Below are 13,888 nucleotides of genomic sequence, written 5' to 3' on the forward strand. Positions count from 1 at the left end.
ACGCAGCCCGCGCCATTCGGCAACCCAAAGCCGCCGGCCGCAGTACACCATCTGCACAGCCCCTCACCACCTCACCACAACCAACCTCATGGCTATCGACCCCCACAACCGCCCCGTGCGCGTCATCAACGACGATACCACCGACCAGGAGCTGGCCGCCGGCCACATCATTCCCGGCGCCGATCCGCCCAAAAACGAGGACGCCCGCGGCGGCTTCGGCAACCGCGACGGCAAGCAGGGCTTCGGCACCGATTCCTCCGACGGCATCACCGCCGTGTCGGTCAATGAAGACGCCGACAAGCCCGGCCACCCCGCCGACAACATCCGCGGCGACGACGAGGGCCGGCCCACCGAGGAAAACGACGACATGCCCGACTCGGACCTGATGGACCCGCGCCGCCGCCCCGACCCCGCCGATGAAATCGACGGCGACACCCGCCGCGCCCGCAACGCCGGCGAAGACCTCACCGATGCCGACGACTTTGCCGCCGTCGACCGCCGCAACAGCGTCGGCGACGACGAAAGCCCCGACGGCGAAGCCCGCCGCCCCTCCGCCAACGACCCCCAGCGCGGCGCCGCCATCGACTACAACACCACCCAGGCCCGCTCCGACACCAACGCGGACCAGAACGACCCCAACGCCCAAAACTCGGCCATTGCCCAGTAACCCGGCGGCGGCCCCGGCCGCGTTCTTTTCTTCACCTAAACCTGTCTTGCGTCATGCCTTACAAAAGCAATAGCACCAACCAGCAGTCCAAAGAAAACAAGGGCGGCCCCACCACCACCGAGCAGCCCAAAGCCGCCGGCCAGCTGCCCGTAAACGAGCGCGACGAGCAACTCGAAAACCGCCTCGAGGAAAGCGCCCAGGATGCGCCCCAGCGCCACCCCAACCGCAACCTCGACAAGCCCGACCTCGACAAACCCGCCTACGGCGGCGGCCACTAGCTCCGCCCCGCTCCGTAAAAAGCACTGCCGCAGCCCGGCAGTGCTTTTTTATTGCCCATTCCCTACTGCACCACGTATGCCCCGCTACGCCACCACCGACCTGCACGGCTGCCTGCGCAGCTTCCGCGCCCTGGTCGAAGACCAGCTCCGCCTCACGGCGGCCGACACGCTCTACGTGCTCGGCGACTACGTCAACAAGGGCCCCGACAGCCGCGGGGTGCTCGACTACCTCATGCAGCTGCAGGCCCGGGGCTACCAGGTGCACTGCCTGCTGGGCAACCACGACCAGGAGCTGCTCGACGCCGCCCGCGGCCACCGCCCCGGCCAGTGGCTCAGCGCCGCCGACCGCGCCCTCACCCTGCGCAGCTTCGACGTGGCCGCGCCCGCCGACATTCCGCCGCCCTACCTCGCCTGGCTGGCCGCCCTGCCCCTCACCCTGGAGCTGCCTGACTTCGTGCTGGTCCACGCCGGCTTCGATTTCCGCTTGCCACCCGAGCAAATGCGCGCCGATACCCACGCCATGCTCAACATCAAGCACTTCACCTTCGACGCCTCCCGCCTCCAGGGCAAGCGCCTGCTCCACGGCCACACGCCCCTGCCCACCGCCGAGCTGCGCCGCCGCGTAGCCCAGCGCGCCGGCGCCCTCGACCTCGATACCGGCTGCGTCTACCGCTTCAACCCCGAGCTGTGCCACCTGGCCGCCCTCAACCTCGACACCTGGGAGCTGACCCTTCAACCCAACATCGAGCCGCCCTACCCCATTGCCCGCCGACCATCGTAGCGCCGGCCCAAATCCTGGTAGTTATTCTGTTTTAAATATAATGTTTGATTGATATTTGGTAATAAGTCCTATTAATGGTAAGAGTGTTGTTAGCAAGATGCTATTTGTGCTAATGTTAATGCTGAGCTTGAAGGTGCGTTACCGTTTTGGTATTTATCTTCTGAAGGTCATTAGCTTTTTGGTTGTGTATAATACTGATTTAAAGAATATAATGACCAAAGTGGGGGCTTGGAGAGAATTGATATTTACGCTGGCAGGAAGAAATAATGCGGCGGAAAATTGCTTTGGGTTTGAGGCTATCTATATTTGGTAAGTGACATTTGCTCGAAAGCGGGTACTTGTGCGCTTAAATAGTATCTAACTCAGGCCTGCCTATGGTTCGTTAAGCTACGCTCCCCTCTCCTTCCTGGACTTCGCCATCATTTTTACGGTGGCTCGAAGAAGCCGACTTTCCCGTCGGCCCCGCTTTTCGACCGCCCACCGGCGGCCGACGGCTACTGGTTTGCCTTTTCGCTTGACATTCTCTGTTTTCTCCGGGTCATGAAACACGATTTACCTTCTTCGAACGAGCGTCCCTACCTCATATCCCGGCAGCGGGCCTCCCTGAGTATGTGGGTGCTGCTGATCCTGGCTTTCCTGCTGCTGCTGGTGCAGCGCGCCCAGGCCCAGACCATCATCCGCGTCGGCAGCGGCGGCGACTTCCCGACCCTTTCTGCGGCCCTGACTGCCATACCGGCCACGCTGGCCGAGCCGCACGAACTGCGACTCATTAGTGGCAGCGTAATCAGCGAGAACGTGCTCATCAACAAGACCGGCAGCGCGGCCTCGCCCCTGCTGATCCGGCCCGAAAACGGCGCCACGGGTATTGTGCTGGAAGGCACCCTCACCCTGGGCGCCGGCGCCAGCCACGTAACCATCAGCGGCCACAACGGCAGCGCCGGCCGGCAGCTGACTCTGCGCCAGACCGGGGCGGGTCAGCCCACGCTGGTGTTCAGCGGCGATGCCCACAACAACATCGTGCGCGAGGCTCTGGTACTGGGCAACAACGCCACGCTCAGCGGCGGGGTCGTTGAGTTTGGGGCAACAGTGAGCCAGGGCAACGACGACAACTCGCTGACCGGTAACTTCATCGGTCCGGCCAGCGCCGGTCAGCTGCCGGCCAACCTGGTGTACGCCGTGGGCAGCTCCACCACCGCCCTCAACGACCGCGTAGCCATTATCCAGAACGAGCTGACCAACTACGCGCACTGCGGCATTAAAGTGGGCAGCGGCAACGGCAATGCTTGGATTATCCGCGACAACAGCTTCTACTACTCGCTGCCCACGCCGGCCACCACCGCCCAAACGGCCATCAGCTTCGCGCCCGGCACGGCTTCCGACAACAACACGCTCAGCGGCAACTACATCGGCGGCACGGCGGCGCAGGCCGGGGGCACCACTTGGCAGAACGCCGGCGCCCAGACTTTCAACGGCATCGTGATGAGCTGCGGCTCGGCCAGCGGCGCCCAGGCCAACGTGGTCGAAAACAACGTGGTGCGCAACATCGTGCTTTCCCAGCCCGGCACGCAGTCGTTCCAGGCCATGCTGGTGGCCGGGGGGCGCAGCGAGCTGGCCGGCAACGCCGTGAGCGGCGTGTCGAACAGCGGCACGGCGGGCGTCAACTCGCTGGTGGCACAGGCCGAAGTGGTGCTGAACACCTTCACGGTGGGCGCGGGCCAGGTGATGAGCATTCAGAACGGCGAAACCCTGGTAACCGGCAACCTCGTCATTCAGGGCACGCTCAACCACACCGGCGGCGACATTGTGGTGCAGGGTGACTTCACCAACACCGGCGCCTTTGCCCAAACCCTGGGCAACCTGGAAGTAAAGGGCAACATGAACAACTTCGGCGTGTTCAGCTGCACCACCGGCGGCGTGCTGCTCACGGGTATGGGCCCGCAAACCGTCAGCGGCGGCCTCTACTACAACCTGGAAGTGCGCGGCGCGGGCGTGAAAACCCTCACCGACGACCTGACCCTGGCCAACAACCTGGTGATGAACGGCGGCATTCTGCAGACCGGCCCCAGCAACAAGATCAAGCTCAACGCCGATGCCCTGCTGGCCGAAACCGACGCGAGCTACGTGCTGGGTCAGGTGGAGGCCCGCCGCCTGCCCCAGGCCGGCAGCACCGAAATCTTCGGCAACCTGGGCCTCTCGCTGACGCCGGCCGTGGGCTCTACCCTGCCCGGTCTCACCATCGTGACGCGCGTCACGGGCACGGCCGCCAGCAGCAGCGGCCACACCGGCATCACCCGCTACTTCGACATCTCGGCCCCCACTTACGCCGGCACCGGCCTGAACGCGCAGCTGCGCATGGACTACCTGCCTCACGAGCTGAACGGTCTGCCCGCCGACCTGCGCTTCTTTAAGTCGACCGACGGCGGGCTGAACTGGACCAACCAGGGCCGCACCAGCGGCGGCAGCCACTACGCCACGCTCGACGGGGTAACCGGCTTTTCGCGCTGGACGCTGGGCCGCCTGAACGCGCCCCTGCCCGTAACCCTGACCGCTTTTCAGGCCCGCCGCCAGCAAAACGAAGCCGTGTTGACCTGGGCTACGGCCACGGAAACCCGCAACCGGGGCTTCGCCGTGGAAGTATCGACCGACGGCCAGCACTACCGCGAGCTGCACTTCGTGGCCGGGGCCGAGGGCGGCAACTCCGCCGCGCCGCGCCACTACCGCTTCGCCGACGCCGAAGCCGGCAAGCAGGGCACGCGCTACTACCGCCTGCGTCAGCTCGACCTCGACGGCAAAGCCGCCTACTACGGCCCCCGCACCGTGGCCTTCGACGAGCAGCCCGGCCTGCTGGCCTACCCCACGTCTTTCGACAACGACCTTAACCTGGAAGTGCGCATGGCCACCAAGGGCGTAGCCACGCTCACGCTCACCGATATGGCCGGCCGCCCGGTGTGGTGCCGGCAGCAGGAGCTGCCCGCCGGCCGCTCGGTACTGAAGGTGCAGCCCCAGTGCCCGCGCGGTGGCTACGTGCTGGTAGCTACGCTCAACGGTCAGCACTACCAGCAGCGTTTGGTACGAAAGTAGCTAGCCTTGGCTAGGGAGCCGGCCTGGTGGGTCGGTCCCGTACTACCTCATCCGTTTAACAACCGGCGGCCGGAGCCGCAATTGAGCTTGGTTGGTTGAAGGGAAACCCGCCCGGAGTTGCTGCGGCTCCGGGCGGGTTTGTGTTTGTGGGCCGCTGCTACAAGCCGCCCCGGCGCAGGGCCTGCTCAGAAGCCTGGCGATAGGGATGGTTTGGTTCGGCGGCGGCGCGCTGCAGGGCGGCGCGGGCCTGGGGCAGCTCCTCCTGCTGCCAGTGCGACAGGCCCAGGTAGAAGGCCGCCGGCCCGCGCAGCTTCGAGTCGTCGGCGTCGCTCACGCGCTGAAAGTAGCTTTCGGCGAAGTCGGCCTGGCCCTGGCGCAGCAGCAGCAGGCCGTTGTAATACAGAAAAGTATCCTGCCCGATCTGCGACGAGGGCACCCGGCGCAGCGTGCGCAGGGCCGCGCCGTAGTTGCCGCTGCGGTACAAGTCCATGGTTTCGGCCAGCAGGGGGCGGCCCTGGGCCACGGCCGGGCTCAGGCCGGGGTCCTGCACGTCGAAGTCCTGCCACGAGCGGGTGAACGACAGTAGCCGCGGCACCAGCAGCAGCAGGGCTGCCACGGCGACTACGGCGGTGGCGGCCCACAGCAGCCAGCGGGCCTGCTGCCGCCGCTGCCGCCGCCGCACGCGCTGCTGGGCGGCCGTGCGCTGGGTGACGCGCCGGTCCTGCGACTCGAGACGCTGGCGCAGGGTTTCGCGGCCCACGGCCCAGCGCAGGTCGGCCGAGTACTGCTCGTAGGCCAGGCAGGCCTGGCGCAGCTGGGCATCATGCTGCAATAGCTCGTCGAAATCGTCCTGCTCCTGGGCCGAGAGCTGGCCGTCGGCCGCCCGCTCAATCAGGCTGAGCTGGCCCAGCAGCTCGGTAGCGCCGGGTGCTTCGGCGCGCTCCAGGGCCTCGTAGAGCTTGCGCAGGCAGTCCGACTTCTGCAGCCGCGCCACCGTGGCGTTGGCGTAGCCCATCTTCACGGCCAGCTTGTCGAAGCGGTACTGGTGGAAGTAGAAGTGCTGCAGAATCTGCCGGCAGTCGGGGCCCAGACGCAGGAAGGTGCGCAGCAGCAGCTGCCGCCGCGCCGACTCGATGGCCGGCAACACGGGCACGTCAGTGGCCTGCACGGTGTTGGTGACGGTGGCCATCAGTAGCTGCCGGGCGCTGCCGTACACGTGGGCGCGCAGGTCGGTGGGCCAGCGTGCCAGGCGGCCGTCGGTAGCCTGGTCGTAGAAATCGAGCAGCACCTCGCGCAGCGCCTCGTTGGCCGCCGCGGCCGACGAGCCAAACCGCCGCCGGGCCCAGCGTGCAAACAGGTCGCGCTGCTGGGCGTAGAAATCGGTGAGCGGCGTAAGATGACCCGTGCGCAGGCGCGCCAGGTTTTCGGACAGCTGATTCATGAGGTCGATGACCAATTAAGCAATGGGCGGCCGGCTTGCCGGAAAGGCAAGTTGGCAGTTTCTGGGCGCTTACGTACGTGGCGGCCGCGGCACTGTTCGAAATCGGCCCGCCGCGGCCGGGGCGGGCCACTACTATAGATAGCGGCGGGGTGCTGATTGTTCGGGGCTTCCGCCCTTACCTTTGAGGTATGGAAACCACAACCCGCACGCTCGCCCCCGATACCGCCATCTTCGATCTGATTCGCCGCGAACAGGAGCGGCAGCTGCACGGCCTGGAGCTGATTGCTTCCGAAAATTTCGTTTCGGAGCAGGTCATGCAGGCCCAGGGCTCGATTCTGACCAATAAATACGCCGAGGGCCTGCCCGGCAAACGGTACTACGGCGGCTGCGAAGTGGTCGACCAGGTCGAGCAGCTGGCCATCGACCGCATCAAGGAGCTGTTTGGTGTGCAGTGGGCCAACGTGCAGCCGCACTCCGGCGCGCAGGCCAACGCGGCCGTGATGCTGGGCGTGCTGCAGCCCGGCGACAAAATTCTGGGCTTCGACCTCTCGCACGGCGGCCACCTCACGCACGGCTCGCCGGTGAACTTCTCGGGCAAGCTCTACCGCCCCTCTTTCTACGGCGTGGAGCCCGAAACCGGCCTCATCGACTGGGACAAGGTAAAGGAAACGGCCCGCCGCGAGCAGCCCAAGCTCATCATCTGCGGCGCCTCGGCCTACTCGCGCGACTGGGACTACCAGGCCCTGCGCGAAGCCGCCGACGAGGTGGGCGCCCTGCTGCTGGCCGACATCTCGCACCCGGCCGGCCTCATTGCCAAGGGCCTGCTCAACAACCCGTTTGAGCACTGCCACATCGTCACCACCACCACGCACAAAACCCTGCGCGGCCCGCGCGGCGGCCTCATCATGCTGGGCCGCGACTTCGACAACCCCATGGGCCTGAAAACGCCTAAGGGGGAAATCCGCCCCATGTCGGCCGTACTCGACGGCGCCGTATTCCCCGGCACCCAGGGCGGGCCGCTGGAGCACGTCATTGCCGCCAAGGCCGTGGCCTTCGGCGAGGCGCTGACCGACCACTACGCCGCCTACGCCAAGCTGGTGATTCGCAACGCCCAGGCCCTGGCCACGGCCTTCACCGAGCGCGGCTACCAGATCATTTCGGGCGGCACCGACAACCACCTGATGCTGATCGACCTGCGCTCGAAGGGCCTGACCGGCAAGCTGGCCGAGAACACGCTCATCAAGGCCGACATCACCATCAACAAAAACATGGTGCCCTTCGACGACAAGTCGCCCTTCGTCACCTCGGGCATGCGCATTGGCTCGGCAGCCATGACCACCCGCGGCCTGCGCGAAGCCGACATGCCCCGCATTGTGGAGCTGATCGACGAGGTGCTGATGAACCACGACAACGACACGCGCATCGGGGAGGTGCGCCGGCAGGTAAACGCGATGATGCGCGACTACCCGCTGTTTCAGGCCTAAGCGTTTGGTGAATGAGCAAGTGAGCCCCTGAGTGCCGGGGCTGCCCGGGATTCGGTTATCAAGCCAAAACGAGCCTGACTTCGTACGATTCCTGCGGCCCCGGCTCCGCTCCCCTCGCTCATTTGCTCATTCACTTCTTCAGTCATTGCCCTTTGCAGTCTCCGACTCAACAATTTCAGCACAACCGGGCATCTGCCGCGGGCCAGGAGCCGGCCGAGATGTCGTTTATCGACCACCTGGAGGCGCTGCGCTGGCACGTCATCCGGTCGGCCATTGCCATCGTGGTGTTTACCCTGGCGGCGTTTCTGGCCAAGGACTTTTTGTTCCACGACCTGATTCTGGGACCCTCGCGACCGGACTTCTGGACCTACCGCATGTTCTGCCAGCTGGGTCAGGCGCTGGGCTCGCCCGAGCTGTGCATGAAGGAGCTGACCTTTGACCTGCAGAACCGGCAGATGAGCGGGCAGCTGTCCATGCACATCAGCACCTCCTTCATCGTGGGGCTGGCGCTAGCATTTCCCTACACCTTCTGGGAGCTGTGGCGCTTCATCAAGCCCGGGCTCTACCCCCACGAGCGGGCCAACTCGCGCGGGGCGGTGTTTTTCGTGTCGGTGCTGTTCATTCTGGGCCTGCTGTTCGGCTACTTCATTGCCGCGCCGCTGAGCATCAACTTCCTGGCCTCGTACCAGCTCGACGCCACTATCGAAAACCAGATCGACCTGCAGAGCTACATTTCCACGCTCACCACCATGTCGCTTTCCTGCGCGTTCGTGTTCGAGCTGCCCATGATCGTGTTCTTCCTGGCCAAGGCCGGGCTGGTGTCGCCCGAAATCATGAAGCTCTACCGCAAGCACGCCATTGTGGTCATCCTGATTGTGGCCGCCGTCATCACCCCGCCCGACGTATCGTCGCAGCTGATTGTGACCCTGCCCATCCTGCTGCTCTACGAGCTCAGCATTCATATTGCCAGCGTGGTGCGCCGCAAAGATGTGAGCCGCCTCAACCAGCAGCTGGCCGACCACCAGGGCGTCGCCTAATTCCAAGGAGTGGATGAGCGAGTAAGTGAATGAGTGATGGACGTTCCAAAATCACTTGTTCGCTTGCTCGCTTTTTCATTCACTCGCTCATTCACTCATTCACTCATTCACATGAAAACCCTCGCCATCGGCGCCGACCACGCCGGCTTTGCTTACAAGGAACTGCTCAAGCCCTGGCTGGAAGAGCAGGGTTATACCGTGCGCGACTTCGGCACTCACTCCGCCGACTCGGTGGATTATCCCGACTTTGCCCACCCGCTGGCGGCGGCCGTGGCCAGCGGCGAGCTGGCGCAGGGCATCCTGATCTGCGGTTCGGCCAACGGGGTGTGCATCACGGCCAACAAGCACGCCGGGGTGCGCGCTGCCATTGCCTGGCTGCCCGAGCTGGCCGAGCTGGCCCGGCAGCACAACAACGCCAACGTGCTGTGCCTGCCCGCCCGCTTCGTGAGCGAAGACCAGGCCCGTCAGATTGCCCGGCAGTTTCTGACCACCGAATTTGAAGGCGGCCGCCACCAGAACCGCGTCGGCAAAATCGACTGCTAGGGGCAGAGGGTGACAGGTGATGGGGTAGCAGGAAACACGTGACACGTAACAGGTAAAAAAGCATCAGGATCTGAACCCCATTCAGCAGGGTCAGTACCATCCTGTCACCTGTCACCTGTCACCTGTCACCTGTCACCTGTCACCTGTCACCTGTCAGCACCGAGCCGGTACACCCGCGGGGTGGCCGTAGGCTGGTAGCGCCCGAAGATGTGGGGCAGCTTGTAGCGCAGCTCCGGCAGCAGGTTGGCTTCGTCGATGAGGTAGGGCGGGGGCGAGGCGAGCTTGGTGGCCACGCGGAACACGGCGCCGTATTCGCGCAGCCGGCCAAAGTCTCGCTGCGCCAGGCGCCAGTCGACGTAGGGCGTGGCAGCCTGGTTGTGCACGTACACGCCGCGGCTGGGGCCCAGCACCAGCACCCGTTGCCCCTGCACCGCGGCGTAGCGGGCATCGGGACGGGCGGCGTAGCGCGCTTCGGCGGGCAGGGGCCAGAGGTTTTCTATGCCCAGCAGGCTGCGGTAGCGCACCACTACCACCGAGCCCAGCACCAGCACCAGCAGCACCTCCGAAATCCAGCCGCGGCGGGTTTGCTGCCACAGAAACAGGCCGAAGTAGGCCAGCGGCGGCAGGGCCACCGCCAGCAGCCCGGGCGCCGAGCCGCCCACCACCCCACCGATGAGCACGGCCGCTACCAGCCACACCAGCATCAGCTGCTGAAACTTGATCTGGAACACCAGTCCCAGCGAGGTGGTGAACGTGCGGGCCAAAGCCAGGACCAGGAGCAGGCCCGGCAACGCCAGCAGCTTGAGCTGCACCGCCCGGGGCAGGGCATCGGCGGCGGCCGCCCCGGCTAGCATGGGCTCCAGGTGAAACTGCCGGAAGTCGGGCAGGGCGTTGAGGTACAGCAGCGCGGTGGCCACCACGGCGTAGGGAAAGCCAAAGCCGCAGAGCAGCAGCAGAAAGCTGCGAAACGAGTTGGCCGCGAAGCTGACCACCGCAAACAGCCCCATCAGCAGCAGCAAGCTCAGCGGCAGGTAGCACAGCGCGGCCAGCCCCAGCAGAAAGCCGGCCCGGAACAGGCGGGTGTTGTCGTAGCCTTCGCGGGAAGTGGGCAGCAGGGCGCTGAGGGCAAATACCACGAAAGTCTGGCCCAGCAGCAGCGGGGAAAGCGTGTCGAGCTCGGCGCTGGTACTGGCCGCCAGCACGTAGGTGAGGGCTGCTAGGTAGCCGCGCTCGGGGTGCACGTTGTAGCGGTTAAACACCACGCTCAGGCGCACGGCCTGCACCAGCACCAGCAGCAGCGCCACCAGCCGATACAAAACCCAGGAGCGGGGCAGGGCTACGTCGAGCAGGGCGTAGAACACGGCCGCCAGGGGGGCCGTGTGGTCGTACACGTCGCGGTAGGGCAGGGCGCCGGTGTGCAGCCGCTCACCCACCAGCCAGCCGCGCAGCTCAGCCAGCGTCAGCGGCACCTCACCCAGCCACAGCAGCGGCAGGCGGATGGCCAGCGCCAGCAAAATCAGCCCGATGAGGCGCGCCGGCAGGGAACTTCGGAAAAAGCGGAGCAAGACGGTTGAAGACTGAGGGGCTTGGGAGCTTGGGGTCGTGGCTTGATGGCCGCTGACGCCCGTTCAAAGGTAGCGGGCCGCCCTGCAATCTGCGGGACTCGTAGCCCGCGGGCGGCGCAGCCCCGCCCTGCGGCAGCCAGGGCGCTGGAAATAGTCTGAAGCGCGCTTCAAACAACGGGACTCCGTGAATCCGACCCCAACACCCCAAGACCCCAACACCCCAACAAGCCCCTAAACCCCTACCTTTGCGCATTCTATGGATAGCAAACGACAGCAGAAGTTCGCCAGCCTGCTTACGAAAGAGCTGGCTGAGGTTTTCCGGCGCGACCTGCCGCACCTGTTCGCCGGCACCCTGCCGCCGAGCATCACCGCCGTGCGCGTGAGCCCCGACCTGGGCGTAGCCCGCATTTACCTGAGCGTACTGCTGGCCAACGACCCGCAGGCGCAGGTTGATTTGGTGACCGAGCACGGCAAGGAGGTGCGCTTTGCCCTGGCCAAGCGCGTGCGCAACCAGATGCGCGTGGTGCCCGAACTGAATTTTTTCCTCGACGACTCGGCCGCCTACGCCACGCGCATGGACAAGGTCATCAGCGACCTGAACATTCCGCCCGCCCCGCCCGAAAACCCCGACGACAAGCCCGCCCGCCCGCGCCTGTTCGCCGACGAAGAATAACTGGTAGTGGGTATGGGGTATTGAGTAGTTAGACTCTTGCTCGGCCCCCTTACTCACTACTTAATACCCCTACCCACTACCCTTCTCCCTTGCATTACGACCCGATTAAGCGCACCTTGGGCAACGTGTTCAACCGCACGCCCTGGCTGCGGCAGCTGTTTTACAAACTGCTCGATTTGCTGCTGCTGCGCACCTGGCACGTGCACCGCGAGCTGCGCCACTGGGCCCAGGGCCGCCGCGGCCAGGCGCAGAACATCATCGACGCCGGCGCCGGCTACGGGCAGTACAGCTACTGGCTTTCGGGCCTGAGCGAGAAGTGGCAGATTCTGGCCGTGGACGTGAAAGAAGAGCAGGTGGCCGACTCCAACCGCTTCTTCCGCCAGATCGGGCGGCCCCACGTGCAGTTTGCCGTGCAGGATTTGGTGCTCTACCAGCAGCCCAACACCTTCGACCTGGCCCTGGCCATCGACGTGATGGAGCACATCCTGGAAGACGTGGAGGTGATGACCAACCTGCATACCTCCCTCAAGGATGGCGGCATGCTCATCATCAGCACCCCCAGCGACCAAGGCGGCTCCGACGTGCACGACGCGGGCGAGGAGTCCTTCATCGAGGAGCACGTGCGCGACGGCTACAACATCAACGAGATTCAGCAGAAGCTGCGCACGGCCGGTTTCGAGCGCATCGAGGCCAAGTACAGCTACGGCCTGCCGGGCCAGATTTCCTGGCGCCTGTCCATGAAGTACCCCATTCAGCTGCTGGGCGTATCCAAGGTCTTTTTTGCCCTGCTGCCGTTCTATTACCTGGTCACCTTCCCGTTTTGCCTGGTGCTCAACTGGCTCGACGCCCGCGGCCAGCACGACTCGGGTACCGGCCTGATTGTGAAGGCCTGGAAGTAGCCGGCCATAACTCCGCCGGAGGCACGCCGTAAGCATCGGCCACTATACCTTTAGCCCTTCGGCTCCGCCACCACGGGCCAGCTCCGCCGCATGAACGTTCCCTTTCTGATTGCGCAGCGTTACTTCCGGTCCAAGAAGAAGCGCAACATCATCAGCATCATCTCCAACATCTCGATGATTGGGGTGGCGGTGGGCACCATGGCGCTGATCATCGTGCTGTCGGTGTTCAACGGGCTGGAGGATCTGGTTCGCTCGCTCTACGGCAAATCCGACCCCGACCTGAAAATCACGGCGGTGCAGGGCAAGTCGTTTGAGATGAACGACTTCCTGGTGAACCGCCTCAAGGCCGTGCCGGGCGTGGCCGTGGTCACCGAGGTCATCGAAGACAACGCCCTGCTGCGCTACCACGAGCGGCAGATGGTGGTGAAAATGAAGGGCGTGTCGGAAAACTTCTACCAGCAGAGCGACATCGACTCGGCCATTGTGGACGGCGACTACCGCCTGCGCCGCAACGGCCAGGACTTCGCCCTGATTGGGGCCGGCGTGCAGCACGAGCTGAGCATTGCGCTGGAAAACCGCTTCTCGCCCCTGCAGCTGATGTACCCGCGCAACGTGGCTGGCAAGCGCACTCTGTCCATCAACCCCGAAAACGCCTTCAACCAGGAGCCCATCCTGGCCGGCGGGGTGTTTCTGATCGAGCAGCACCTCGACGACAGCTACATCTTCGTACCCTTGGAGTTTGCCCAGCGCCTGCTGCGCTACGACAACCGCCGCACGGCCCTGGAAGTGCGCGTCGGGCGGCGGCCCATCGAGGAAGTGCAGGCCGAGCTCAAGCAGGTGCTCGGGCCGCAGTTCACGGTGCTCAACTCCGACGAGCAGCACGTGAGCCTGCTCAAGGCCATCAAGGTGGAGAAGATGTTCGTGTTCATCACCTTCGCTTTCATCCTGCTCATTGCCTCGCTCAACATCTTTTTCTCGCTCTCGATGCTGGTCATCGACAAGCGTAAGGACGTGGCCGTGCTCATGGCCATGGGCGCCACGCCCAACGTCATCCGCCGCATTTTCCTGATGGAGGGCGCCATCGTGGCCCAGGTGGGCGCCATCACCGGCCTGGTGCTGGGCGTGGGCATCTGCTGGCTGCAGCAGCGCTTCGGGCTGGTGTCGATGGGCATGGCCACCAGCGTGGTCGATGCCTACCCGGTGAAGATGCAGGCCTCCGACGTGCTGTGGGTAGGCGTAGCCATCGTGCTCATCACCATCATGGTGTCCATCCGGCCGGCGCTCAACGCTCCGCAGATCGACCTGCGCGAGAACCTGTAAGCGTTGGAGTAAAATCCAATCGTCCTTGGGAAAACGTAACCCTGGACCCCTAAAAACAGTTACGCCCTGACCCCGGTTACCCCGAGTCGGTGAGGAATAATTGCTGAGCACTATTTGAT

12 protein-coding genes are annotated in these 13,888 nt (G+C 64.7%); 10 read left to right on the forward strand and 2 right to left on the reverse strand.

Translation table 11 applies throughout. The features are described from left to right. The first annotated feature begins 88 nt into the window (after nucleotides 1-88). The 4 genes from ACE191_RS13965 (at nucleotide 89) to ACE191_RS13980 (ending at nucleotide 4,807) form a co-directional block, all read left to right on the forward strand. Complete coding sequence (locus ACE191_RS13965; protein WP_400192849.1) at nucleotides 89-667, forward strand: hypothetical protein; 579 nt, start codon at nucleotides 89-91, stop codon at nucleotides 665-667. Nucleotides 668-720: 53 nt separating this feature from the next. Further along, nucleotides 721-945, forward strand: coding sequence for a hypothetical protein (locus ACE191_RS13970; RefSeq protein WP_400192850.1), 225 nt, complete (start codon nucleotides 721-723; stop codon nucleotides 943-945). A 76-nt stretch (nucleotides 946-1,021) separates the two neighbouring features. Beyond that, the gene (locus tag ACE191_RS13975) at nucleotides 1,022-1,726 is read left to right on the forward strand and encodes a metallophosphoesterase family protein (RefSeq protein WP_400192851.1); all 705 of its coding nucleotides are present in this window, start codon (nucleotides 1,022-1,024) and stop codon (nucleotides 1,724-1,726) included. 540 nt (nucleotides 1,727-2,266) lie between these two features. Beyond that, nucleotides 2,267-4,807 carry a hypothetical protein gene (locus tag ACE191_RS13980; RefSeq protein ID WP_400192852.1) on the forward strand — a complete coding sequence of 847 codons (2,541 nt, stop codon included), beginning with the start codon at nucleotides 2,267-2,269 and terminating at the stop codon, nucleotides 4,805-4,807. A gap of 157 nt (nucleotides 4,808-4,964) precedes the next feature. Here ACE191_RS13980 and ACE191_RS13985 read toward each other — a convergent pair whose 3' ends face one another. Beyond that, nucleotides 4,965-6,248, reverse strand: coding sequence for a hypothetical protein (locus ACE191_RS13985; protein ID WP_400192853.1), 1,284 nt, complete (start codon nucleotides 6,246-6,248; stop codon nucleotides 4,965-4,967). A 188-nt stretch (nucleotides 6,249-6,436) separates the two neighbouring features. Here ACE191_RS13985 and glyA point away from each other — a divergent pair, with 188 nt between their 5' ends. The 3 genes from glyA to rpiB all read left to right on the forward strand — a co-directional run bounded on the left by glyA (nucleotide 6,437) and on the right by rpiB (nucleotide 9,312). Further along, complete coding sequence (glyA, locus tag ACE191_RS13990; protein WP_400192854.1) at nucleotides 6,437-7,732, forward strand: serine hydroxymethyltransferase; 1,296 nt, start codon at nucleotides 6,437-6,439, stop codon at nucleotides 7,730-7,732. A gap of 218 nt (nucleotides 7,733-7,950) precedes the next feature. Further along, complete coding sequence (tatC, locus tag ACE191_RS13995; RefSeq protein WP_400193416.1) at nucleotides 7,951-8,769, forward strand: twin-arginine translocase subunit TatC; 819 nt, start codon at nucleotides 7,951-7,953, stop codon at nucleotides 8,767-8,769. Between the two features lie 111 nt (nucleotides 8,770-8,880). Continuing rightward, nucleotides 8,881-9,312, forward strand: coding sequence for a ribose 5-phosphate isomerase B (gene rpiB / locus ACE191_RS14000; protein WP_400192855.1), 432 nt, complete (start codon nucleotides 8,881-8,883; stop codon nucleotides 9,310-9,312). A gap of 146 nt (nucleotides 9,313-9,458) precedes the next feature. Here rpiB and ACE191_RS14005 read toward each other — a convergent pair whose 3' ends face one another. Continuing rightward, nucleotides 9,459-10,877 (reverse strand): hypothetical protein, encoded by a 1,419-nt coding sequence (locus ACE191_RS14005; protein ID WP_400192856.1) that lies wholly within the window; start codon nucleotides 10,875-10,877, stop codon nucleotides 9,459-9,461. Between the two features lie 256 nt (nucleotides 10,878-11,133). Here ACE191_RS14005 and ACE191_RS14010 point away from each other — a divergent pair, with 256 nt between their 5' ends. The 3 genes from ACE191_RS14010 (at nucleotide 11,134) to ACE191_RS14020 (ending at nucleotide 13,769) form a co-directional block, all read left to right on the forward strand. Further along, entirely contained in the window at nucleotides 11,134-11,550 is a 417-nt protein-coding gene (locus ACE191_RS14010; protein WP_400192857.1) for a ribosome-binding factor A, read from the forward strand. An 89-nt stretch (nucleotides 11,551-11,639) separates the two neighbouring features. Then, nucleotides 11,640-12,449, forward strand: coding sequence for a class I SAM-dependent methyltransferase (locus ACE191_RS14015; protein ID WP_400192858.1), 810 nt, complete (start codon nucleotides 11,640-11,642; stop codon nucleotides 12,447-12,449). Nucleotides 12,450-12,539: 90 nt separating this feature from the next. Continuing rightward, nucleotides 12,540-13,769: an ABC transporter permease gene (locus tag ACE191_RS14020; protein ID WP_400192859.1), complete on the forward strand. Its 1,230-nt coding sequence runs from the start codon at nucleotides 12,540-12,542 to the stop codon at nucleotides 13,767-13,769. Nucleotides 13,770-13,888: the final 119 nt, after the last annotated feature.

Origin of the sequence: Hymenobacter sp. B81 (assembly GCF_044628455.1) — a bacterium.
Classification (GTDB): domain Bacteria; phylum Bacteroidota; class Bacteroidia; order Cytophagales; family Hymenobacteraceae; genus Solirubrum.